This is a genomic window from Pantoea sp. SGAir0175, from assembly GCF_043547855.1.
In genome coordinates this window covers 252,225-275,685 of record NZ_CP028082.1, presented here as the reverse complement: position 1 = coordinate 275,685, position 23,461 = coordinate 252,225, and the positions used below count along the sequence as shown (strand labels likewise).

At 58.8% G+C, this 23,461-nt stretch carries 16 protein-coding genes and 1 pseudogene; 10 read left to right on the top strand and 7 right to left on the bottom strand.

The window, feature by feature from the left end:
- The first annotated feature begins 67 nt into the window (after window positions 1–67).
- The 6 genes from C1N56_RS20565 (at window position 68) to C1N56_RS20540 (ending at window position 6,939) form a co-directional block, all read left to right on the top strand.
- A complete protein-coding gene (locus tag C1N56_RS20565; RefSeq protein WP_021509434.1) occupies window positions 68–874 on the top strand; it encodes an amino acid ABC transporter permease in 807 nt (268 codons plus the stop codon).
- Window position 875: 1 nt separating this feature from the next.
- The gene (locus C1N56_RS20560; protein WP_021509433.1) at window positions 876–1,622 is read left to right on the top strand and encodes an amino acid ABC transporter ATP-binding protein; all 747 of its coding nucleotides are present in this window, start codon (window positions 876–878) and stop codon (window positions 1,620–1,622) included.
- Window positions 1,622–2,737, top strand: coding sequence for a Gfo/Idh/MocA family protein (locus C1N56_RS20555; RefSeq protein WP_394517684.1), 1,116 nt, complete (start codon window positions 1,622–1,624; stop codon window positions 2,735–2,737). Before C1N56_RS20560 ends, C1N56_RS20555 begins: the two co-directional genes overlap by 1 nt.
- Window positions 2,730–3,848, top strand: coding sequence for an NAD(P)/FAD-dependent oxidoreductase (locus tag C1N56_RS20550; protein ID WP_394517727.1), 1,119 nt, complete (start codon window positions 2,730–2,732; stop codon window positions 3,846–3,848). The genes C1N56_RS20555 and C1N56_RS20550 overlap by 8 nt, the downstream gene beginning before the upstream one ends.
- Window positions 3,849–4,119: 271 nt before the next feature.
- On the top strand, window positions 4,120–5,130 hold the full coding sequence (locus C1N56_RS20545) for a GlxA family transcriptional regulator (RefSeq protein WP_072208995.1): 1,011 nt from the start codon (window positions 4,120–4,122) through the stop codon (window positions 5,128–5,130).
- Window positions 5,131–5,289: 159 nt separating this feature from the next.
- Complete coding sequence (locus tag C1N56_RS20540; protein ID WP_394517726.1) at window positions 5,290–6,939, top strand: methyl-accepting chemotaxis protein; 1,650 nt, start codon at window positions 5,290–5,292, stop codon at window positions 6,937–6,939.
- 91 nt (window positions 6,940–7,030) lie between these two features.
- Here the strand turns inward: C1N56_RS20540 and alsS are convergent, their stop codons facing one another.
- Window positions 7,031–8,710 (bottom strand): acetolactate synthase AlsS, encoded by a 1,680-nt coding sequence (gene alsS / locus C1N56_RS20535; RefSeq protein ID WP_021509428.1) that lies wholly within the window; start codon window positions 8,708–8,710, stop codon window positions 7,031–7,033.
- Window positions 8,711–8,724: 14 nt separating this feature from the next.
- On the bottom strand, window positions 8,725–9,507 hold the full coding sequence (budA, locus tag C1N56_RS20530; RefSeq protein ID WP_031280091.1) for an acetolactate decarboxylase: 783 nt from the start codon (window positions 9,505–9,507) through the stop codon (window positions 8,725–8,727).
- 104 nt (window positions 9,508–9,611) lie between these two features.
- Between budA and C1N56_RS20525 the strand changes: the two genes are divergently transcribed.
- Complete coding sequence (locus tag C1N56_RS20525; protein WP_282954383.1) at window positions 9,612–10,493, top strand: LysR family transcriptional regulator; 882 nt, start codon at window positions 9,612–9,614, stop codon at window positions 10,491–10,493.
- Between the two features lie 498 nt (window positions 10,494–10,991).
- Window positions 10,992–12,773 carry an EAL domain-containing protein gene (locus tag C1N56_RS20520; RefSeq protein ID WP_394517683.1) on the top strand — a complete coding sequence of 594 codons (1,782 nt, stop codon included), beginning with the start codon at window positions 10,992–10,994 and terminating at the stop codon, window positions 12,771–12,773.
- Between the two features lie 118 nt (window positions 12,774–12,891).
- Here C1N56_RS20520 and C1N56_RS20515 read toward each other — a convergent pair.
- The 3 genes and pseudogenes from C1N56_RS20515 to malT form a co-directional block, all read right to left on the bottom strand.
- Window positions 12,892–13,180: pseudogene (locus C1N56_RS20515) on the bottom strand (type II toxin-antitoxin system RelE/ParE family toxin).
- Window positions 13,180–13,419 (bottom strand): type II toxin-antitoxin system antitoxin RelB, encoded by a 240-nt coding sequence (relB, locus tag C1N56_RS20510; protein WP_058759167.1) that lies wholly within the window; start codon window positions 13,417–13,419, stop codon window positions 13,180–13,182. The pseudogene C1N56_RS20515 and the gene relB overlap by 1 nt, the downstream one beginning before the upstream one ends.
- A 127-nt stretch (window positions 13,420–13,546) precedes the next feature.
- Window positions 13,547–16,249, bottom strand: coding sequence for an HTH-type transcriptional regulator MalT (gene malT, locus C1N56_RS20505; RefSeq protein ID WP_394517682.1), 2,703 nt, complete (start codon window positions 16,247–16,249; stop codon window positions 13,547–13,549).
- Window positions 16,250–16,525: 276 nt separating this feature from the next.
- Here malT and malP point away from each other — a divergent pair, with 276 nt between their 5' ends.
- Both malP and malQ read left to right on the top strand, forming a co-directional pair.
- Window positions 16,526–18,928 carry a maltodextrin phosphorylase gene (malP, locus tag C1N56_RS20500; RefSeq protein ID WP_394517681.1) on the top strand — a complete coding sequence of 801 codons (2,403 nt, stop codon included), beginning with the start codon at window positions 16,526–16,528 and terminating at the stop codon, window positions 18,926–18,928.
- 8 nt (window positions 18,929–18,936) lie between these two features.
- Entirely contained in the window at window positions 18,937–21,006 is a 2,070-nt protein-coding gene (gene malQ, locus C1N56_RS20495) for a 4-alpha-glucanotransferase (protein WP_394517680.1), read from the top strand.
- Window positions 21,007–21,101: 95 nt separating this feature from the next.
- On the opposite strand, the gene malM is transcribed toward malQ, so the two are convergent.
- Together malM and C1N56_RS20485 are read right to left on the bottom strand one after the other, a co-directional pair.
- Window positions 21,102–22,013 (bottom strand): maltose operon protein MalM, encoded by a 912-nt coding sequence (gene malM / locus C1N56_RS20490; protein ID WP_394517679.1) that lies wholly within the window; start codon window positions 22,011–22,013, stop codon window positions 21,102–21,104.
- 114 nt (window positions 22,014–22,127) lie between these two features.
- A complete protein-coding gene (locus C1N56_RS20485; protein ID WP_058759162.1) occupies window positions 22,128–23,429 on the bottom strand; it encodes a maltoporin in 1,302 nt (433 codons plus the stop codon).
- Window positions 23,430–23,461: the final 32 nt, after the last annotated feature.

Below are 23,461 nucleotides of genomic sequence, written 5' to 3'. Positions count from 1 at the left end.
GCATCGTTATGCGTGAGACTGCATCCGGTGACGGCGCATGTCCGTCACCCGCAACCGAGAATCGGCTATGGATCTGATCACTATTCTTTCCCGTACGTTTTTTGATATTCCATCAATGATGGACGTCCTGCCACAGCTGCTGGCAACCGGACTGGTCAACACCATCATTATCTCCGTGGCGGCCACCGTGCTGGGCACGTTATTCGGCCTGATACTGGCGCTGATGGGCATCTCGCCCTCGCGCTGGCTGCGCGTGCCCGCGCGGCTGTATACCGATCTGTTTCGCGGCTTGCCTTCCATCCTCACCATTCTGTTGATTGGTCAGGGTCTGGCGCGTTTCAGCTATCAGCTGTTTGGCCCGACGCCGTATCCGCTCGGCATTTTTGCCCTGAGCCTGATTGCCAGCGCTTACATGGGCGAGATTTTCCGCTCCGGTATCCAGAGCGTGGAACAGGGGCAGATGGAAGCCTGCCGGGCGCTGGGAATGAGCTATGGCCGGGCGATGCGCCTGGTAATCATTCCGCAGGGCATCCGCCGCGTGTTGCCTGCGATAGTCAATCAGTTCATCGCCATCATCAAAGACTCGTCGCTGGTTTATCTGCTGGGTCTGATGACCGGTCAGCGTGAGCTGTTCCGCGTCGGTCAGGATGCCGCCGTGCTGAGCGGCAACCTGTCACCCCTGATGCTGGCCGGGCTGTTCTATCTGGTGATCACCGTGCCGCTCACCCACGCCGTGAACTATATCGACGTCCGCTACCGTACCGGACGTCGCCGCGCCACCGCGCCACAAAGCGGCCTGAAGGAGCTCGATGAAGTGCAGCAAAAGCGCAACGTGGTTCCGGCGGTCTCCCTTACCAGCGAGCGAGGACACTAATATGGCCATGCCATCTGCATTTCACGGCGCCAGTCTCGAGCTGCGCAATCTGACTCTGGCGTACGGCCCAATTGAGGTGCTGCGTAATGTGTCGCTGAGCATCGAACCGGGCACCACCACCTGCATCATCGGTCCCTCGGGATCGGGAAAATCCACCTTACTGCGCGGCATCAATCGCCTGCATGAGCCGAAGAATGGCGATGTCTTACTGGCCGGGCGTTCTGTCCTGAAGGACAAGCCCGATGCGCTGCGGCTGAGAATTGGCATGGTTTTTCAGCATTTCAACCTGTTTCCCGATCACAGCGCGCTGGAAAACGTGGCGCTGGCACCGTGGAAAGTGAAAGGCCGCCCGAAAGCCGAAGCGCTGGAGATTGCCCGTCAGCGGCTGGCTGAAGTGGGACTTGCTCAGCGAGCCGATCACCGGCCGCGCGATCTCTCCGGTGGCCAGCAGCAGCGGGTGGCAATAGCGCGCGCGCTGGCAATGGAGCCGGAAGTGATGCTGTTCGATGAAGCCACCTCGGCACTCGATCCTGAGCTGGTGAAAGGCGTTCTGACGCTAATGGCCGATTTGTGCCAGCGCGGCATGACCATGGTGGTCGTGACCCATGAGATGGGCTTCGCCCGGCGCGTGGCCGACCAGGTGGTGTTTATGGATGAAGGCGAAATCGTGGAAGCCGGCACGCCGGAACAAATCTTTGACCGTCCGCAGTCCGCGCGCCTACAGCGTTTTCTGTCGGAGGTGCTGTAATGACACATCTTCAGGTTAGCGGCCCAGTCCGCACGGCGCTGGTGGGATTTGGCGTCGCTGGCAGCGTGTTTCATGCACCGTTGCTTGCCCATAACGCTGACTATCGTCTCGACGTTATCGTCACTGGCGATGCCCAACGCGTAGCGACCGCGCAGCAACGTTACCCCCAGGCGCGCGTGCTGCCGGACTGGCCTGCGCTGCTTAAGGCCATTGATGGCGGCGAGATCGGCATCGATCTCATCGTGCTGGCCACGCCGCCGGCGCAACACGCGGAGCAGGCTGTGCAGGCCAGCCAGCGCGCGATCCATCTGGTGGTGGATAAACCGTTCGCACCAGACGTGCAGGCGGCAGAAATGATGATCGCTGCCGCGCAGCAGGCCAATACCTTGCTCACCGTGTTTCATAACCGACGCTGGGACGGTGACTTTCTGACATTACAGCGCCTGGTGCACAAGGAAGCCTTCGGCACCGTAAGGAGTTTTGAGTCGCGTTTCGAATGGTGGCGACCGCAGGGATTCGGCAATTGGCGTGACAGCGTCACGCTGGCGCAGGGCGGTGGTTTGCTGCTGGATCTCGGCAGCCATCTGATTGACCAGGCCATCCAGCTCTTTGGCCCGGTCGCCCATGCCACGGCAGAGCTGGCGCGCCATTCCGGCCCGCAATCGGACAGCGACGAGGACTGTTTTGTCTCATTGCTGCACCACAACGGCGTGCGCTCGCGGTTGTGGATGAATGGCCAGGCGGCACTGAATGCGCCGCGCTTTCACCTGCTGGGCAGTAAAGGCGCCTTCACCCACTGGGGGCTGGACAATCAGGAGCCGCAGCTGGCGGCTGGCATGTCGCCCGGCGACAGCCAGTACGGCGTGACGCCAGCAGAAAACGTTGCCCGGGCCGGCACGGTCGGGGCAACCACAACGGTGCCGATTGAACGTGGTCATTACCCCGCTTTCTATCAGCTGTTAGCCAACGCCCTGATACATGGCGGGCCGCCGCCGGTTGATGCGCGTGAAGCGCTCGGCGTTTTACAGCTTATTGAGCAGCTCCATCGGCAGCATCGCGTACGTATTGCCTCAAGGGCGAACATTTTTTTAACAGAAGGAATGAATGATGTCTGACAAAACCGTGGCAAAAACCGTCATCGTGCTGGGTGGCGGCATCCTCGGCGTCTCAACCGCCTGGCAGCTGGCGCAGGCGGGCGCGCAGGTCACGCTGGTGACGGAAGCGGCACTCTGCTCCGGCGCCACCGGCCGCTCCCTCTCCTGGCTCAACTCCGCGGGCGAGCGTTCGCAGCCTTACCATGCGCTGCGCATGGCGGGCATTGACCGCTATCGCACGCTGTTTGCCCGTCATCCGCAGCTCGACTGGCTGCGCTTCGACGGCGCGATTTACTGGGCCGCAGACGATGACGCGGGTACTAAAGCGCGCCATCACTATGAAAAAGCGCAGGGCTACGACTCAAAGCTGATCAATCGCGCCACGGTCGGTGATGTCGATGCACAGGTGAATCCGGCCAGCCTGAGTCAGGTGGCGATTGCCAACCCCGGTGAAGGCTGGGTCAGCCTGCCGCATCTGGTTGAGCATCTGGTTCAGGCATTGCGCGCGCTGGGCGGAGAGATCGTTGAGCACGCCGGTAAAGCCAGCGTGATCACCAAAGACGGCCGGGCCAGCGGCATTCGCAGCGAAAAACGCGGTGATCTGCTGGCCGATCGGGTACTGGTGGCGTGTGGCCCGTGGACGCCGGAAGTGGTGGCACCGCTCGGCGTGCACATCCCCAACGGTTCTCCGGTCTCGATGCTGGTAACCAGCCAGCCCGGCGATCACCGGCTGCAGGTGGTAATGAATACGCCGCGCGCGGCGGTCCGGCCTAATCCCGGCAACACCATCGCCATCGATCATGACTGGTATGAAGAGCACATCGTCGCGCAGGCCGACGGGCAGTACAGCATTGATACCGCAGTCATTAACCAGCTGATGGCGGAAGCGGGTAACCTGATCGCTGACGGCGCGCCGCTGAAAGCCAGCAGCTGGAAAATCGGTCTCAAGCCGATTCCCGGCGATGGCGAACCGGTGGTCGGTGAGTTGCAGCAGGTTCCCGGCTGTTTTGTTGTCTTCACCCATTCCGGCGCCACGCTGGCGTTGATCCTCGGTGAGATACTGACGCAGGAGATGCTCACCGGCGTCAAACACCCGATGCTGGCGACCTTCCGCCCGGAAAGATTCAGCTAACGTCAGGACCAGCGCCACGATGGTGGTGGCGCTGGCTATGCGCCCTGTTGCCTGTCACACACCGCGACTTTGCCCAATCCCATCGCCTCATCCCTGCGCCCTTTTCGCCTCCCTGCTGGTCTGATATCCGCACATTGCCGGTTTCTTTTCCGATGACAACCGCCAGGGCCAGATAAACTAAGAGTCCGCTATTGAGGCCACAAAGCTTCAGCGGCGGAAAATGTCACATTTTTCACGCAAATCACGACAATCTGAACACAGGAAAAACCTTATGCGTATCGCCATACTCGCCCTGGAAGGCAGCGTACTGTCCGCCGTTGCCGGAATGACCGACCTTTTCTGGATAACCAATAAAGCGATTGCCTCTTCCCCCGTGCACGCCGCACGCTTTCCCGATAAAGCTTTTGAAACGCTGATTGTCAGCGCCAACGGGGATCCGGTGTGGGATACGGAAGGCCGCCTGATTCACATCGACAGCTCATTTCAGGGGGCCGGTGCGGTTGATGTGGTGATTGCGCCCGGCATGTTGCTGGGGCCCGACCTGCAACCGATCAACCTCGACAGTATCCGTCAGGCTGCTGGCTGGTTTAACAAACTCTATCAGCAGGGTGTCTGGGTGGCTGCTGCGGGCACCGGTGGCGTGATCCTCGGCGAGGCGGGTTTGCTGAATGACCGTTCCTTTACCACCACCTGGTGGGTCAGCCATATGCTGCAGGCGCGCTATCCACAGGCGCGACTGGCGAAAGGCAAGACGCTGGAGGAAGACGATCGCGTCATTACCAGCGGTGGCTGTTTTTCGTGGATATCGCTGGCCCTGTATATCATTGAAAAAAGCGCCGGCAAGGCGGTGGCGGACCTTACCCGGGAGATGTCGCTGGCCGATAACCCTGTGCTGCACACCCACCTTCCCGGCTCGCCGGGTACGGGGAAAAGCAGCACGCCGTTTCTGGTGCGGGCGCAGGAGATCATCCGCCTGGAAAATCCCGCCATCAATGCCGCGCAGCTGGCAGTCGCACTGAACGTTACCGGGCGCACCCTGCAGCGCAGAATGAAAGCCCTGTCGCAGGAAACGCCAAAAGAGTTTATTACCCGCATCCGCATTGAACTGGCCTGTACCATCCTGGCCAGCACCGACGTCAGCGTGCGTCAGACCGCCTTGCAGTGCGGTTACAGCGAAGACACCGCCTTTCGTAAAGCCTTCCATCAGGTGATGGCGATGACGCCGGCCCAGTATCGTGAGTGGATAGCCCACCGTAAGAAGCAGGTAATTAGCGCAAAATAATACGCAACGCATTTTGAAAGTTATTTAATTACTTCAAAATTAATGATCCTGAGAAGTTAATTTATTCATAATTTTTGAAATAACCTTTTGTGATGTGATGCCGATTAACGCTGAGTTGTTGTGTTCTTCCTTTTAAACTTTTTTCCAGGTAAACAGATGATGAATATTACTCAAAGACTTACCCTGGCTTTCATTTTGCTCTCAGCTTCACTGGTGGTGACGGGTATTATTTCTGTGCGACTGCTGGGCGGTTTTCAGGACCGTTTTGAATACGTACAGGCTAACGCAATTCCTTCTATTCGCGATTTATCCGAGCTGATCGATCGCAGCAATAAACTCTCTCTGTCGCTGTATAAGCATCAAAGCCAGACTGACAATGCGCGCATGCCGCCGGTCGAGAAAGAGATCGCCCAGCGCCTGGCCGATATTAAAACGCTGGCAGAATATTATTTAGCCAATGATATCTCCAGCGACGAAGACAAGCAGATCACCATTAAAGGCCTGGCGACGCTGCGGCTGGTGGAGTCGCGGTTGCCGGCGTTTCTTGCTGCTTCACATGCTCATCAGGATGACGTCACGCTCGGCATGCTGGAAGCCGAAAGCGGTATTGGCGGCGCCATCAGTCAGTTAAAAAATGATTATCGCCAGCAGATGGCGCTTAATTTGTCGCTGGGTGACGGCTTGCGCGTGGTGAACCAGGAGATCTATCACCGCACATTCTGGGGATTGAGTGCCGGGGTCACGCTGACACTGCTGTTACTGGGTACGCTCACCGCGTTAACCCTGATGCGCATTCGTCACAGCCTGAAAGCAATTGGGCAGGTGATGGATCACGTTGGCAGCAGCCTTGACCTGAGCGTCACCGCCGATGACAGCAAAAAAGACGAAGTCGGCAACATGGCCCGCGCCTTTAACCAGCTGCTTGACCGGGTTGGCAGCGCGCTGGCGCAGGTCAGTACCGCTTCTCACGCCGTCAGTTCGGCGTCGGCACAAATCGCCGCGGGTAATGAAGATCTCTCTTCCCGAACCGAGCAGCAGGCCGCCTCGCTGGAACAGACGGCGGCCAGTATGGCGGAACTGAGCGAAACCGTGCGTCAGACGGCGGATAATACCCGGCAGGCCAACCGTCTGGCCGGTAACGCGACAGAACTTTCAGACGCCAGCGCGGTGTCGCTGGGCAATATGCTCAACACCATGGCGGAGATCCGCTCCAGCTCGAAAAAAATCACCGAAATTGTCACGCTGATCGAAGGCATTGCCTTCCAGACCAATATTCTGGCACTGAATGCTGCCGTCGAAGCGGCGCGCGCCGGCGAACACGGAAAGGGCTTTGCGGTGGTCGCGGGTGAAGTGCGCAATCTCTCGCAGCGTTCGACCCAGGCGGCCAGGGAGATCAAACAGCTGATTGATACCTCCTACAGCCTGGTGGAATCGGGTGCGGTACAGGCCGAAGCGGTGGAAGAGAACATGACAGGACTGAAAACCGCGTTCCGTCAGGTGAATGACCTTGTAAGCGAAATTGCTGCCGCAGCCGAAGAGCAAAACACCGGCATCTCGCAGGTGCACCTGGCGATTAATCAGATGGATGATGTCACGCAGCAGAATGCGGCGCTGGTAGAGGAGGCCTCTGCCGCATCCGCGTCATTGCAGGATCAGGCGCAAACCCTGTCCGGCCTGGTGAATCAGTTTTCACTGGCCGGGTCCGCGCGACCTGCTGAGCGCCCGAAAACGGTCTCCGCGCAGAAACGTCCGGCTGCCGTGCCGGTGGCCGCCGGGCATGGCATGGATGCGGACTGGCAGAGCTTTTAACCCAATACGGCCAGCCAGGCGCTAAATAGCGCATTACTCCGGACCGCCGTGACGTTGACGGCCGGTCCGGACTGACTCAGGTGACAGCCGATCAAAGCAGCTGGCTGAGGTGCAGCTGCCCCATCAGCAGCGGGTTATCGCTGTAATCTACCGGGATGGCCACCACGGCCGGTCCTTCCACCTCCATCGCCCGCCGCAACGTGGGTTCCAGCTCAGCTGCGCTGTTCACCGAAAATCCAGCGGCACCAAACGCCTGCGCGTAAGCTTTGAAATCCACCGGCCCGAAGTTCACACCGGAGACGCGCTGGTATTTCTTCTCTTCCTGAATCGCCACCATGTTATAGCCATTGTCGACCCAGATGATGTGCAGAATATTGGCCTTTAACCTGACGGCGGTTTCCAGCTCCATGCTGGATTGCAGAAAGCCGCCGTCGCCCGACACTGAAACCACTTTACGGGACGGATCGACCAGCCAGGCGCCAATCGCCCACGGCAACGCCACGCCCATGGTTTGCTGCCCGTTGGAAATCATGATTTGCCGTGCCCGGAAGCTGTAAAGATAACGGGCAATCCAAATATGAAAACTGCCCATGTCGACCGTCAGGCTGACGTCACTGTTAATGATGTCCTGCATCGCCCGGACGATACGCAGTGGATGCAGGGCGAACTGATCGAGGCTGGCACCCTGCATCGCCAGCAGCTGACGCTGTTGCTGACGATCCTGCAGAATGGTGGCGGCAGCGTCGCTGAGCTGCAGCGGTGACGTGATTTGCGCGGCGATTTTGCGCACTGTCCCGGCGATATCACCTACCAGCTCAGCGTCGGGTTGATAGTGGTTATCGGTTTCGGCGGGCAGCACGTCGATGTGCACCAGCAAGGCGTTGCTGCTGTTCCACATGGCCGGTTCATACTCCACCGGGCTGTAACCAATGGTGATAATCAAATCCGCCTGCTGGAGCAAGCGGTCACCGGCCTGATTGTTAAACAGGCCTACCCGCCCGGCAAAGCGTGAGAAGTGCTCCTGCCGCACCGCGCCCGCCGCCTGATAGGTGCTGGTCACCGGAATACGGCTTTTGCTCAGCAGTTCATGAATCGCCGCGCTATTCTCCGGCTGGCTGGCCATCAGGCCCAGCAGAATCACCGGATTTTTCGCCCGCGCAATCTCGCGGCTGACGGCATTCACCAGCGCGTCGGGCGCAGCGCCCAGCGTGATGTGTCCTGAACGCTGTAACAGGCTGCCTGACACCGGCTGGTCAACAATGTCCTGCGGCAGACTGAGGAACGATGCGCCGCCGCGCCCGTTTTCGGCATGGCGAAACGCGTTCGATACGCACTCCGCGAGCGCCGAAGCATCAGTGACTTCTACGGCAAATTTGGTCACCGGGCGAAACATCGCCACCGTGTCCATGCTTTGATGCACCTGTTTGGCACTGTCGGAGCGCTTAACCGCCCCGCCGATCGCCACCACCGGATCGCCTTCGCTGGTGGCGGTGGCCATGCCGGTCACCAGGTTTGAGCAGCCGGGCCCGGAAGTCACCAGCGCTACGCCGGCGTGGCCGGTCAGGCGGCCCATTGCCGCGGCCATAAACGCCGCGTTAGCCTCATGACGCACCGGAATCAGCTGAATGGAAGAATCCACCAGCGAATCAAACACCTTGTCGATTTTGGCACCGGGAATGCCAAAAATATGGTTTACGCCCTGCGCTTCCAGCTGAGCGACAACCAGGTCTGCACCACTGTTCCACAGCGTCTGGGTTTTAAGCTGTTTCATGATCACCTCTGCGATTAACTTTCGACGGAACGGATCGCGGCATCCAGATCCTGCGGATTGAGATCGGCCTGTAAAAACTCTCGATCCTGCGGCAGGTCGACCACCAGCTTGCTGATGGCACCAAACGTCAGCGTGCCCTGCTCCAGCACATAGTCGAGGATATGCCCGCCGCCCTGACGATCGTCGGTGATGAAGTGCTCGTGATAGCCGGCGACGTTAATACCCTGCATATATTGCGGCGTGCGGAATCCAATCAGCTCACCGTCGCGCTGGCGAAAATCAAAGGTGGGCTGATTGCCGAGCACTTCCGGCATAGAGCGATACGGACGGCACTGGCAGGGCACGGTGCGCGTCTGTACCGAGGCAAAGCGGCCGCTCAGGCGCAGCGCGCAGAAATGGTTATCGGAGGTGATGATGCGATCAATCACCTGATGGACGTCATCGCGCGTAGCGGTATGCGCAAAGCGGTGCTGATGTTCCGGTTTGAAGAAGGTCATCACGGCGAACGGGGTTTGTTGTTCAGGCCGGGCCGGGCTGGCGCTGCCATCGGCGCGCAGCTGATAAACCTGCCGGTCAAATGCCACCAGTTCACCATCCAGCTGATTAAACGTGCCGAGGCCAAAATCGCCCTTCTGCAACAGCTGCGCGACGGTGGTTGAACCGTCATAGACGCCATTGAGCAGCGCACTCATCAGGGAGGTCTGATAGATAACCTTTTCTGGTGATTGCTGTCCCAGTTGAGTGACGGATGCCTTTAGCTGATCTTCGCATGAACAATCAGATACAAAGTTACACATTTGCTGCCTCACAATCAGATAGTTAAGCCGTGTTAATATCATGGTGGGCTACATAGCTCACAGAATCCAATAGTGAAAACTGCCAACTTCGAGACGTTTTTGATATGGAACTTCGCCACCTGCGTTATTTCGTTGCCGTTGCTGAAACGCAGCACTTTACCCGCGCCGCCGAGTTGCTGGGCATGTCGCAGCCACCGCTCAGCCAGCAAATCCAGCGGCTGGAGCACGAGATCGGCACGCCGCTGCTGAAGCGCCTGACGCGCGGCGTGGAACTGACCGATGCGGGCCGCGCGTTTCTGCCCGATGCGATAGCGATTGTGCAGCTGGCCGATATGGCGCTGGAAAAGGCGCGCGGCGTGGCGCGCGGCATGAGCGGCCAGATGTCACTGGGTTTTGCCAGCTCGGTGGCGTTTGGCGCGCCGGTGTTTGATCTGATTCGCGCCTTCAAAACGCGCTACCCGGCGATGGAGCTCATCACCCGGGAAGAGAACATGGCGCTGCTGATGCAGGACTTAGGGGAAGGTTTGCTGGATGCGGCGTTCATTCGTCTGCCGTGTGAGAGCAGTAAGGCGTTTAACCTGAAAGTGATCGCTACCGAGGAGATGAAAGTGGCGCTGCCGGCCAGCCATGCGCTGAGCCAGCAGCAAAGTGTTGCGCTAACGCAGCTGGCCGAAGAATCACTGATTATTTTCCCGCGCGAGGTGGCGCCCAGCCTGTACGAATTAATCGTCAGTGCCTGTCTGCGCGCCGGCTTTGATGCAACACGCTTTCAGCAGGCTCCGCAGATTACCTCCTCGCTCGGCATGGTGGGCGCAGGCTGCGGGATTGCGCTGGTGCCGGCTTCGCTGTGCTGCGTCAACAATCCACAGCTGGTATTTCGTGACATTGAAAACAATACGCTGTTCACCGACATTGCCTTTGCCTGGCGGCGTAATCATCCGGCCAAAACGGTGTTACACCTGCTGAGTTTGATTAACGGGGAATAATTTGAGGGGGAAATCTGATGTCTGTGGTGACAGAGCGGAATGAACAATACGCTTATATAACATTAGCCGGGATAATAAATATACCGGCAGGTGCGTTTTTTATCAGGATAATAATACGCAGCGATACTATTATTTTGCTCATCAATCACTAAAAACCAGCATTATTACCCGACTCATCCCTGCCAGAAATTAATAACGTCTTCATTGGCAATGTCTAATACCTGCACCTTCTACTTAATTAGAGTTAGCAGTAAGGACGCGTAACCTGTTATCAATCAGACTGATGAAAATATTACGATAAATTATCAGAATCGTCGCTGCTTAAAAATTTCGTTAAAGAAAATAAAAATGACAGATGCCGGTGTTAAGCCTACCATGAGAAAGACCATTATAATATTTACACTTATTAACCACGCCAGCGGCAGGGTGTTGCAGGCCGCATACTGTACTTTTTGCTGTTAAATTTCGCACCGGAACCAGGCCGGCGCGGAGGAAATTATGCTGATGAATTTCAACGGTGACGACGATCGCCGCGCACGGGCATTGAAGGCGCTGCGCAGTCGCGACGAAAGCCGTGACGACGTATTACAAAACTTTGTCCGGCTGACCAGTCAGGCACTGGGTATTCCAGGTAGCTTTGTCTCCGTTCTGGATGATGAACATCAGTATATCTGCGCCGCCCATAATTTTGCGCTGAAGCACTCGTCCCGTGACGACTCGCTGTGCCGCCACGCCGTGGACAGTGACGGCGCGGTAGTTATCTCCGACACCCTGCTGGATGCGCGTTTTGCCCGCCATCCGCTGATCATCGGTGCCCCTTTTATCCGCTTTTACGCCGGTGTGCCGCTCAGGCATCGTGATGGCTATGTGCTGGGCACGCTGTGCGTCACGGACGTGGCGCCACACGCGTTCAGCGCTGATCAGGTGAAGATATTACAGCTGCTGGCCGATCTGGTGATGTCCTTCCTCGAAGCGTGGCACTGCGCCGGCTTCACCGATCCGGTCACGGCACTGCCTAACCGCCAGCGCCTGATTCGCGACCTGCAGCGGCTGGCCTCCATCGGGGACCGGACGCCGCAGCGGCTGATCCTGATCGACTGCATTGATATGCCGCGCGCCTACGAGCTGGCGCGCTCCATGGGCATGGGGCCGGTGGAAAGCCTGCTGAAGCACGTCACCACGTTACTGCCTTTGCGCCTGCAGCCCGGTGCGGACGACATCATTTATACCGTCGCCACCGGGCGTTTTGCGATTCTCACCATGGATAACAGCCCGCTGACCGCCGCATCGGTGGCGGAAAACCTGGCAGGGATCAGCGCGGATTTGGACGCGGGCATCTCTGTCGCCCTCACCTGCTTTACCGGCGAGGTCATTTTCATTCCAGCAGAACTCCGCGCACAGGAAGTGCTGCGCCGTGCGGTAAGTGCCCTGCATGAGGCGATTGGCAACCGGGTGCCTGCCATGAGCTTCAGCCTGGTAGCCGATCAGCGCCGCACTCAGGACTTTCTGCTGATGAACGATCTGGCTGCGGCACTGCAACAGGATCAGGGCCTGTGGCTGGCGTTCCAGCCGAAGATCTGCCTGAACAGTGGCCGGCCCGTTGGCCTGGAGGCACTGGTGCGCTGGCGGCATCCGCAGCGCGGCGAACTCGCTCCCGATCTGTTTATCCCGCTGGCGGAACAGACCGAGCTGCTCAGTGCCTTAACCAGCTGGGTGACCGACAAGGCGATCGCCAGGCTAAAACGCCTGCAGCACAGCCCTCTCCAGCTGCCGGTGACTATCAATATCAGCAGCCGCGACTTCTCTGATCCCGGCTTTGCCGATGCGCTGGAAACGAAGATGCTGCAGGCCCGCCTGCCGACCTCGCTGCTGGGCATTGAATGTCTGGAGACCGAGCAGATTATTAACAGTCCCGCCGCGCTACAGGGGCTGGAGATGCTCAAGCTGCGTGGGTTTGGCATCTCGCTGGATGACTTTGGCACCGGCTACAGCAATATCGGCTACCTGCGACGGATGCCGCTGGATGTGATCAAGCTTGATCGCGCGCTGATCAGCGAAATCGCCTCAGATACCGCGTCGCGGATTATCGCGCGCAGCATCATTACCATGCTGAAACAGCTGGATTACACCGTACTGGCTGAAGGCGTAGAGAATGTCGACACCGTTGCTGCGCTGGCGGAGTACGGCTGCGATCAGGCGCAGGGTTACTTTTATGCGCGCCCGCTGCCGGAAAGCGAGCTGGATGCGTGGCTGACGCGCCAGCTCGCGGCACAAAGCTGAGGTATGGTTCAGTGTACGCCGGGGAGCGTCTGGAGCAGAGTCCGTGGCAATACGATGACTCTGTTAGCTTAAAGCAGAATGATACTTTAAAGGTGAAACAGAAATACCCGGCTTAGTTTTAGAGAATGCGCTTCACGGCCTCGTTATAAACCTCCGCGCGTTCTCTTTTACCAACCGAAATCACGAAAACCACCACCTTCTCGTCTATCACCTGATAGACAAGGCGATAACCTGAAGACCTGAGTTTTATTTTGTAGCAGTCAGGCATACCGCGAAGCTTGTTCGCTTCAATACGGGGTGCCTCAAGTACTTCAGCCAGCTTTTTTTTTTAATTGTTCACGTACCGTCGAGCCCAGCTTTCGCCATTCCTTTAGTGCCCGCTCGTCAAAATCCAGAAAATAGGCCATCAAAGGTCATCCAGCGTCACACGAACTGGCTTAGGATTGCGAAGCCGCTCTTTCACTATTTCGACCAGCTCAGCATCTTCGTCGCTCAGCAGTGTCTGTTTGAACGGTAAACGTTCATTTTCGGCGATATACTCAAGCATGAGACGAAGCGCTTCAGAGGGAGTCACCCCCATTTTTTCAAGCGCAGCGTAAGAACGTGCTTTGAGTTCATCATCAATACGCAGGTTGATGCTGCCCATGTCCTACACCTCTTGTACATACAAATGTCATTACAAGTATTTCACTCCCTCATGCATATATCAAGTCATGCCCAGCGTTATACGCGCTCTGCGAGGTAATGAGATCCACCGCCACACGACTTCTGCCTTAAACGTAGCCCATCAGTTTCAGCATTGACTGCGCCTGGTGCATCGCTTCGGCGCGATGGGTGACGCCCAGCTTCTGGTACAGATTACGGATATGGGTTTTGATGGTGGTCGCCGCGACGTCCAGCTCGCCGGCGATCTGATCGTTGCTGTAGCCGGAATAGATCAGCCCCAGCACCTGCCATTCTCGTTGCGTCAGCGGGCTGGTGCGAATCAGCTCCGGCACATCCGGGTGGTTCAACAGCCGGCTGACGAAGCCCTCATCGAAATGGGCAAACTTATGCCGGTGATACTTGTTGATCTCACTGAGAATGCGCCGGGCCCGATGCTGATCGAGTTCGCTCAGCGTATTGAGCTGAATTAACTGGCGCAGCTGCTGCGCCATCATTTCGCCCTCAATCACGAAGTGGCTGACGAAGCCGGTGCTTCGTGCCAGCTTCAGCGCTTCGATCAGCGCCTGCTGCGCCTCCGCTTTGCGCGCGGTTTGCCAGTAGATTTGATTTAGCAGCAGCAGGTTACGGTTTAAATCACTCATCAGCCGCAGCGCGTGCGCATTCTCATTCAGCTCATCGAGGATCACTTCGGCCTGGCTGAGGTTGCCCAGCAGGATCTGCGCCCGCGCCACGTTGCGCCACTGGCCCTGCAAAAAATGATTGTTGGCAAAGGCGGGTTTAGCGGTATGGCGCATCCAGTGGCTGGCACTCTGCGCATCGCCCGTCATCTGCCAGTAGATCAGCCGCACTTTGTCGGCGTTGGCAATCCAGTCGCTGTGCAGCACGCCGTTATTCATCAGGTTTTCCAGCCGGCTGAGATAGCTGCGCGCATTATCCAGATTGCCGCGTGCCAGCGAGCACTGAATCAATAGCCCAAGGCACTGGATTTGCTGCTGGGGCGGATAGCCTTTCAGGACTTTGATGCCCGCGCGCGCGGCGTGTTCGGCCTCATCCAGCCGGCCCCACGCCCACATCAGCTGCGCACGAATGCGCAGTAAAAACTCGTGCAGCGGGATGTTCGCCAGATGCTGTTCACTCACCAGCACAAACGCTTTTTCCTGAATCTCCCACGCTGACTGTAAAAAACCCTGTGCGAACAGGATTTCGCTCTGCTGAATCAAACTCCACAGCGCGTAGTGCCAGGCTTCATCGCGGCGCGCCATCTGTTCGGTTTGCCGCATCAGCGCCAGCGAGTTGGTCAGGTCACCTTTGCAATGCATCACTTCGCCGTGCACTGAGGTGGCCACAATGCGGCTGTAGCGACGCGTTTCCGGCAGCGTTTCCAGCGCCAGCCGTGCCAGTCGCTCTGCTTCGTCGGCGTTGCCGTGATTGATGGCCACCTGTGCGCGCACCGCATTGAATTCGCCCTGCAGCGCGGCGTCGATTTCGCAGTCGCAGCCTTCCTCAAAGCGCGCCAGCAGCCGGTTAACTTCAGAAAAGCGATGCTGGCTCTGCATCAGCCAGGCCTGCAGCAGTACCAGTTTCGGACTGGCCAGCAGCGTGCGCCACGGCAGCGCATTCAGCGACTGCTCCAGCAGTGCCAGTTCGCTGCGGTTGAACAGCGTCCACGCATGCTGCAGCAGCACGTCGCGCAGCATATCGGTATCGCCGGACGCCAGCGCATGATGAATCGCTTCGCCGGGAAAACCCTGCGCCATCCAGCTTTGCGCAGCCGCGCGGTGAATGGCCGGTAGCTCGCTGGCCAGCTCCCATTCGCAGCGCTGACGCAAAAAGCTGCCGAACAGCGGGTGATAGCTGAACCACTGCCCTGAATCATCCATGCGCTGAATAAACAGCCCCTGACGTTCAATTTCTTCCAGCCGCATGCGCCCGTTGTCTTCACCGGTCACGCAGGCGACCAGCGCATCATTCATCGACTGCAATAACGCGCTCTTCAGCAAAAAATGGCGCGTGGCGGCATCGACGTTATCCAGCACTTCCTCGACCAGATAATCAGAAAGGTGGCTGGCATTAATACCGGAGAGCCGGCGAGCGGAGTCCTGCGCCGACGCCGCGCCCTGACGGGTGGAGAGTGCGATCAGCTGTAACGCGGTCGCCCAGCCTGCTACATCATCACACAGACGGTTGCTCTCATCCGGCGCGAGCGGCGCACTCAGGCGGCAGTCGAAGAACTGTTTCGCCTCCTGATGGGTGAAGGCCAGCTGCTGGCTGCCCAGCTCCAGCAGTTGTTCACGCACGCGCAGATTAGCAATACCCAACTGCGGCAGATTGCGGGACAGCACCACCAGCGTCAGGTTATCCGGCTGATGGCGCAGGAAAAAGCGCATCGCTTCATGCACGGCAGGATTGGTGATGTGATGATAATCATCGATGATCAGCCACAGCGGCTGCTGCCACGCGGCCAGCTCATTGAACAGCTGGGCGAACAGCGCATTGAGGTTCACGTACTGACGCTTTTGCGCCAGCGTCTCGCTGCGGCTGCATGCGCCGCGGGTAGCCTGCTGCAGCGCGGCGATCAGGTAATCGGCGAAGCGCTCCGGCTGATTGTCGCCCTCGTCTAATGAATACCAGCCCAGCTCGGTTTTATCAGCCGCCCACTGCGATACCAGCGTGGTTTTGCCGTAGCCCGCCGGGCTGGCAATCAGCACCAGCCGGTAATTCGCCGCTGCGCTGAGCTTTTGCAGCAGACGATCGCGGGTAACCGTGCTTTCAGGACGAACGGGACGACTCAGTTTTGAGGGTATCAACATGGGCGCACGCTTCTCCGTTAACGTTCAGCGCATCATTTTTTTACGCTTCGTAATTAATAGTCATACACGTTCGGAGATTCGGTTACTGAATGCAAGCGAACTGATTAGTTACGCTTTACAAAAGCGAGTGTTATCACACTCCTGCCGCGCTTTCAGATTTACCTCAGCCTCTCCACCCTCCCTGTCCTCCCCGTGGAATTTTTTACAGGAGGAGGTAGCCGCCTGGCGGCAGCGTCACACTGCCTGTAACCCTATTTATTCGACTGGAGTTTCCCTATGGCACTGCCCACATTTGACCCTGACCGTTTTTCTGCCGCGCTGGTGCGCCAGAGGCAACGTTTTGGCCTGCCGGATGCGCAGGAAATGAGCCCCGACCAGTGGTGGCACGCGCTGAGCGGCGCGCTGGCCGAACTGCTGGCGGATATACCGGCGCAGCCGGCCGCTGGCGGACAGCGCCACGTTAATTATCTGTCGATGGAGTTTCTGCTGGGCAGGCTGACCGGCAACAATCTGCTGAATCTCGGCTGGTACGACGGCGTCAAAGCGACGCTTGCCGCAGCTGGAGTGACGCTGAGTGACGTGCTGGAGCGTGAAACCGATCCGGCACTGGGCAACGGCGGTCTGGGACGGCTGGCCGCCTGTTTTCTCGATGCGATGGCGACCACCGGCCAGCCTGCGATCGGCTATGGCCTGAACTACCAGTACGGCCTGTTTCGCCAGCATTTTGTCGGGGGCGCGCAGCACGAACAGCCGGATGACTGGCAGCGCGATCGTTATCCCTGGTTTCGCCACAACGCGGCGCTTGACGTGCAGGTCGGACTGGGCGGCAGTGTGACCACCATTGACGGCGTGACGCACTGGCAGCCTGCTTTTGTTGTGCAGGGTGAAGCCTGGGATCTGCCGGTGGTCGGTTTCCGCAACGGCATCACGCAGCCCTTGCGTCTGTGGCAGGCAAAGCATGCCCGTCCGTTTGATCTCCAGCGTTTCAACAACGGCGATTTTCTGCGTGCGGAACAACAAGGCATTGAGGCGGAAAAACTGACCAAAGTGCTTTATCCGAATGACAACCATCAGGCCGGCAAAAAGCTGCGTCTGATGCAGCAGTATTTCCAGTGTGCCTGTACGCTGGCGGATATTCTGCGCCGTCATCAGGCTGCGGGACGATCCATCGAAACGTTAGCGGATTATGAAGTGATCCAGCTGAACGATACGCATCCGACGCTGGCCATCCCGGAGCTGTTGCGGCTGCTGCTGGATGAGCACCAGCTTAGCTGGCAGGACGCATGGCGCATCACCCAGCGCACCTTCGCCTACACCAACCACACGCTGATGCCGGAAGCGCTGGAGTGCTGGAACCTGCGCCTGGTGCGTAGCCTGCTGCCGCGCCATGTGATGATCATCAATACGCTCAATGCGCAGCTGAAACAGCAGGTTGAGGCGCGCTGGCCGGGCAATCAGGCGATCTGGTCAAAACTGGCGCTGGTGCACGATCAGCAATTGCGTATGGCGAACCTGTGCGTGGTCGGCAGCTTTGCGGTCAACGGCGTGGCGGCGCTGCACTCGCGGCTGGTAGTACAGGACCTGTTCCCCGAGTATCACGCGCTGTGGCCGGAGAAGTTCCACAATGTCACCAACGGCATCACGCCGCGTCGCTGGATCAACCAGTGCAATCCGGCGCTGGCGGCGCTGATCAACAAAACGCTGCAGCGTCCGTGGCTTAACGATCTTGATGCACTGCAGGATCTGACGCCGTTCGCCGATGATGCCGCCTTCCGCGCCGAATATCGCGCCATTAAGCAGCACAACAAGCAGGCGCTGACGCAGTGGATCGCCGACCGAACCGGCATTGCGGTTCAACCTGATGCGCTGTTTGACGTCCAGATTAAGCGGCTGCACGAATACAAACGGCAGCACCTGATGCTGCTACACATGATAGCGCTGTGGCAAACGCTGGTCAGCGATCCGCAGGCCAATCTGGCTCCGCGCGTGATGCTGTTTGGTGCCAAAGCGGCGCCGGGCTATGCGCTGGCGAAAAACATCATCTACGCCATCAATAAAGTGGCGGAAACTATCAACCACGATGCGCGCGTCGGCGACCGGCTGAAAATTGTCTTTATCCCTGATTACAACGTGTCGGTTGCCGAGCGCCTGATCCCGGCCGCCGATCTCTCGGAACAGATTTCTACTGCGGGCAAAGAAGCATCCGGTACCGGCAATATGAAGCTGGCGCTGAACGGCGCACTCACCATCGGTACGCTGGATGGGGCCAACGTTGAAATCGCGCAGCAGGTCGGTGAAGAGAATATCTTTATCTTTGGCCATACCGTAGAGCAGGTCAGCGCGCTGAAACAGGCCGGTTACTCGCCATTGAACTGGCGCAATAAGGACGCGCAGCTGGATCGCGCGCTGACCGCGCTGGAAGATGGCACCTTCAGTAACGGCGACCGCACGGCGTTTAGCGATCTGGTCAACAGCCTGGGCGCGCAAGGCGGCGATCCTTATCTGGTGCTGGCTGATTTTCGCCACTATCTCAACGCGCAGCAGCAGGTTGAAGCGCTGTGGGCCGATCCTGAGGCCTGGACGCGCGCCGCAATCCTCAATACCGCGCGTTGCGGCATGTTCAGTGCCGATCGCGCCATTCGTGACTATCAGCAACGTATCTGGCAGGCCAGCCGCTAAGGAACGCCATGAAACCCAAAGATGCTCTTGATCGCCGTGCTGACGCGCTTATTGCTGCGGAATATATTGATGCGCACGGAAAACCGCGGCAGATTTCTGCTCTTACTCATCAGCGTCTCGCTGCGCTGATGCAGGCGCCTGTGAACGGCTCCGCACCGCTGCCGCCAGTGGTAATTTTTTATGTCGGACAGTCACTGAGTCTGGCACCGGTGCTCAGCGCCGATGCGGAATGGCAGCTGACGAGCGAAAGCGGTGAAAGCTGGTCCGGGCGCTGCCAGCCGGGTGAAGCGTTGGTGTTGCCCACGTTGCCCGCCGGTTATCACCAGCTGACATTGACCCACGAGTTACAGTGTCACCGTTGCCCGGTTATTGTGGCACCCCGCCGCTGCTACGAACCTGCGGAACTGCTGGCGGGCGAATCGCTGTGGGGCAGCTGTATTCAGCTGTATACGCTGCGCTCTGCGGCTAACTGGGGCATCGGGGATTTCGGCGATCTGCGGCAGATGATCGCTGAAACCGCGCGGCGCGGCGGCGCGTTTGTCGGGCTCAATCCGCTGCACGCGCTGTTTCCTGCCGCACCGGAAAGCGCCAGCCCTTACAGTCCCTCGTCCCGGCGCTGGCTCAACATCCTCTATATCGACGTGAGCGCCGTGGCCGATTTTGGCCTCAGCGACGCGGCGCAGGCCTGGTGGCAAGCTGAGGAGACGCAGCAGGCGATTAGGGCAGCGCGTGACGCCGCGTGGGTGGATTACACTGCCGTCACCCGGCTTAAGTTGCAGGGACTACGGCTTGCCTGGCAGCAGTTTCGCCGGCGCACGGCAGATGATGGACAGGCGCAGGCGTTTGCGGAGTTTGTGCGTGCCGGGGGCGACAGCCTGCTGCATCAGGGACTGTTTGATGCGCTGCACGCGGCGCGCGGCGCCCAGGATGGCACGGGCTATGGCTGGCAACACTGGCCGGCCGAATGGCAGCAGGCGAACAGTGCGACAGTGCTGGCGTTTCGCATTGAGCACAGCGACGAGGTGCGTTTCTACATGTGGCTGCAGTGGCTGGCGGCAGAGCAATTTGCCTCCTGCTGGCAGCTGTGTCAGCAGCAGCAGATGGCGATCGGGCTGTATCGCGACCTGGCGGTGGGCGTGGCGGCGGATGGCGCGGAAACCTGGCGCGATCGGCAGCTTTACTGCCTGGACGCCAGCGTTGGCGCGCCGCCGGATATCCTCGGTCCGCTCGGTCAGAACTGGGGATTGCCGCCGATGGACCCGCAGGTGATGGCCGCGCGTGGCTACGAACCGTGGATCGCCCTGCTGCGCGCCAGCATGCGCGACTGCGGCGCGCTGCGCATTGACCATGTGATGGCGCTGCTGCGTTTATGGTGGATACCGAAGGACGAAAGCGCGGCGCACGGTGCCTATGTGCACTATCCGGTGGATGATTTGCTGGCGATTCTGGCACTGGAGAGCCAGCGCCATCGTTGCATGGTGATTGGCGAGGATCTGGGCACCGTGCCGGAAGCCATCGTCGATAAACTGCGCGACGCCGGTGTGTACTCCTACAAAGTGCTCTACTTTGAGCAGGAATCGCAGCGCCACTTCCGCGCGCCCGCGGCGTGGCCGCGTCAGGCGATGGCAGTTACCACCACCCATGATATGCCGACGCTGCGCGGCTGGTGGCAAAGTGACGATTTGCGGCTGGGCAGTGCGCTGGGGCTTTACCCCGATCGGGCGATTCTCGCTGGCCTGTATCGCGATCGGCGCCTGGCCAAACAGGCGTTGCTGCGCACGCTGCTGCGCAGCGGTGATCTGCCGCCGCGCCGCCGCTTCCAGCGGGCCAGCGTCCGCATGAGTCATCAGCTTAGTCAGGCGATCCATCGCTATCTGGCCCGCAGCCAGTGTGCGCTGCTCGGTTTGCAGCCGGAAGAGTGGCTGGATATGGCACTGCCGGTCAACGTGCCGGGCACCGTCGATCAGTATCCCAACTGGCGACGTAAACTCAGCGTAACGCTGGAAGCGATGGCGGAAGATGACAGAATCGATGCGTTGCTCACGGCGGTACAATCACGTCAGCGTCAGCGTAAGTAGCACGAAACCGACCTGCTGCGTGCAGGTCGGAGTGCCATAAAAAAAGGTGCGCCGAAGCGCACCAGGTGGGGCAACTCAGCACTGTCGGGGCAGTTTCACCCCTTGCCTTTAACACTGCTGATAAAGGTTTGCCGCGCCGATGTCGATCCCAGACGCTCTGCTTCATCCAGCAGCTTCAGCGCTTTATCGATATTGCCCTGTTGCACCGCCTGACGAATGCTCTGATTGAAATAGCTTTCCGTCTCATTCACCAGCGGTGCCGGTTCAGGCGCTGGCGCGTGCGCCGTCGTGGCGGCCATGGCCGGCCGGGTGCTGCCAACGGTGACAGCGGCAGGCGCGGCTGAGCCAAACAGCGGGCCGACCAGAATCGAGGAGCCGGAACTGGTTGCCACTTTCAGTTTGATTTTGCCGTCGCGACTGTGACGCGCCACCGGATCGGAAATATCCGGTACCGCATGGCCAGTGCCTTTGGCATAAGCTTTGGCCGGATCCAGCAGCGTGGTGGTCTGGGTTAAATCCTGGTCGGTGGTGAACACCAGCAAATAGATCTTCTGCTGGCCCGGCACCGGCGTCAGCTTCATCACCCCTTCCAGCCGATCGGCGCTCATCACGCCGGGCTGCTGATAGCTAAAGAAGCGGCTCGGAAACCACGCGGCCGGCTGCAGGTTTTCATCCAGTACCAGCACATTTGGCGCAAAGACCTGATTGTGTACCACCTCGCTGCTTAGCGTAACCGTCAGCTCGCCCTGATTGGCAGGAAGGCTGTAAGCCGCAATGGCCCCCGTGACGCCACGTACATCCAGCGGCGTTGCGCTTTGTGTCAGCGTGGTGGTTTGTGCACGCGTTGCATCTACCGGCTGCCAGCTGAGCTGCTGCAGCCGCGCGGTGGGAATGGACGGCGCCGCGGAAAGATCCTGTGGCACCAGATTGATGTCGGCCTGAACTGGCATAATGACGCCGGTCAGCAGCGCGCTGCTCAGGCAGAAGGCGATAAGATGTTTTTTCATTGTGATATCCCAACAAGCTGTCAGGCAGCGGCGTGGGCCAGGCAATGGCTGCCGCTGTCCGAAAACGCCGTGCGTCTGATGCACGGCGGATGTTTGCTTAACCTGCGCAGCGACTTACCACCAGATTTCCATCTGTGCGCCGAAGGTCCACTCATCGTTGTCGCCACGGCTGTTGGTGAACAGACCGTTGCCGCTGCTGTCCGCCGCGGCCAGCGACGTGATATCGCCGGAGGCGTCTTTGCTGTAGCCCCACTTCTCATCCCATTTGGCATAGGTAGCGAACAGGCGCAGCGCCGGACGTGACCAGATGCTGTCGCCAGCCTGCCACTGCTGCGCCAGGGTAATTTTGTACTGGCCGTTGCGTTCGCTGACCTGCTGTGACTTAACGTTGTCATAGCCTACTTCCAGCAGGGTGCTCATGATCGGCGTCCATTTGTACATAGGACGTACGCCGACGGTGTACCACTCAGTTCCGCGGTTGTTATCCAGATCGACGTTCTGGTACATCGCCACGTACATCAGATCCCAGCGATCGGCCAGCGAGATCGCACCGTGATCGAGGATGCGGTACATATTGCCATTGTTATTGATGTTGCTGCCCTGCGGCAGGCCTTTGCCCTGCGAGGTCAGCGCATCGGTGGCGTACTGCAGCACAAACTTGTTGTAGCCTTTCAGCATGCTCTGCGTGTGTTCCGCGGTGAACATCCAGCCATCTTTCGACGCGCCGTCGTCTAAGCGATAGCCGTCACGCGCGTTGGCGCGGCCATAGTCGACACCCAGTTCCAGCACGCCGTTAGGGTTAGTTTCCAGCCCGGCGAGACGCACATCAAAAACGTCATTGGCGGTACTGGTGGCGTAATCACGAATCTGGTCACTGGAGAAAGTGTAAGAGCCGCCCGCTTCGGAAGAGCGCGTCGCAGCGAACGAGAGCTTACCAAACCCGAGATCGACATCTTCAAGACCGGCGCCCGGACCGGAGATATCCCAGTAGTAGAAGTCGATCATGTGAACATCGTGACGCTGATAAAAGCGTTTACCGGCCCAGATGGTGGAACCCGGCAGCGCATCGATCAGGTTTTTTCCTTTCACGTTGGCTTCACGGAAGGCCGGTGAAGTCGCTTCCCAGTCATTCTGCTGGGAAACGGAATAGGCGACGTTGGTATCGAAATAGAAACTTTTATCGCCCTCTTTCCACACTTCCTGGCCCAGTTTCAGTTCAGCATAGGTTTCACATTCGTTGCCCAGACGGTATTTGCTTTGCGCGCCGGTAGCCTGAAAGCACTGTTGCTCGCCGCCGCTGCCGGTCCAGCCGATACCCGAACGGGCGTAACCCGTAAAATCGACCGCCATGGCTTGAGCGGAGAGCGTACCCGCTGCGATGGCAATCGCGACGGGAAGTTTGCGCAGAGTTAACATTTTCTATCTCCTGAGGTCATTGCTTTTATTGT

What these genes read in the sequence shown, in the direction of transcription:
- budA (WP_031280091.1), bottom strand. Translation starts at nt 9,507, where the DNA reads ATGTGTAACTTTGTATCTGATTGTTCATGCGAAGATCAGCTAAAGGCA.
- C1N56_RS20540 (WP_394517726.1), top strand. Translation starts at nt 5,290, where the DNA reads ATGAATATTACTCAAAGACTTACCCTGGCTTTCATTTTGCTCTCAGCT.
- malP (WP_394517681.1), top strand. Translation starts at nt 16,526, where the DNA reads ATGGCACTGCCCACATTTGACCCTGACCGTTTTTCTGCCGCGCTGGTG.
- malM (WP_394517679.1), bottom strand. Translation starts at nt 22,013, where the DNA reads ATGAAAAAACATCTTATCGCCTTCTGCCTGAGCAGCGCGCTGCTGACC.
- C1N56_RS20525 (WP_282954383.1), top strand. Translation starts at nt 9,612, where the DNA reads ATGGAACTTCGCCACCTGCGTTATTTCGTTGCCGTTGCTGAAACGCAG.
- C1N56_RS20560 (WP_021509433.1), top strand. Translation starts at nt 876, where the DNA reads ATGGCCATGCCATCTGCATTTCACGGCGCCAGTCTCGAGCTGCGCAAT.
- C1N56_RS20485 (WP_058759162.1), bottom strand. Translation starts at nt 23,429, where the DNA reads ATGTTAACTCTGCGCAAACTTCCCGTCGCGATTGCCATCGCAGCGGGT.
- C1N56_RS20550 (WP_394517727.1), top strand. Translation starts at nt 2,730, where the DNA reads ATGTCTGACAAAACCGTGGCAAAAACCGTCATCGTGCTGGGTGGCGGC.
- C1N56_RS20555 (WP_394517684.1), top strand. Translation starts at nt 1,622, where the DNA reads ATGACACATCTTCAGGTTAGCGGCCCAGTCCGCACGGCGCTGGTGGGA.
- malT (WP_394517682.1), bottom strand. Translation starts at nt 16,249, where the DNA reads ATGTTGATACCCTCAAAACTGAGTCGTCCCGTTCGTCCTGAAAGCACG.
- alsS (WP_021509428.1), bottom strand. Translation starts at nt 8,710, where the DNA reads ATGAAACAGCTTAAAACCCAGACGCTGTGGAACAGTGGTGCAGACCTG.
- C1N56_RS20565 (WP_021509434.1), top strand. Translation starts at nt 68, where the DNA reads ATGGATCTGATCACTATTCTTTCCCGTACGTTTTTTGATATTCCATCA.
- C1N56_RS20545 (WP_072208995.1), top strand. Translation starts at nt 4,120, where the DNA reads ATGCGTATCGCCATACTCGCCCTGGAAGGCAGCGTACTGTCCGCCGTT.
- malQ (WP_394517680.1), top strand. Translation starts at nt 18,937, where the DNA reads ATGAAACCCAAAGATGCTCTTGATCGCCGTGCTGACGCGCTTATTGCT.
- relB (WP_058759167.1), bottom strand. Translation starts at nt 13,419, where the DNA reads ATGGGCAGCATCAACCTGCGTATTGATGATGAACTCAAAGCACGTTCT.
- C1N56_RS20520 (WP_394517683.1), top strand. Translation starts at nt 10,992, where the DNA reads ATGCTGATGAATTTCAACGGTGACGACGATCGCCGCGCACGGGCATTG.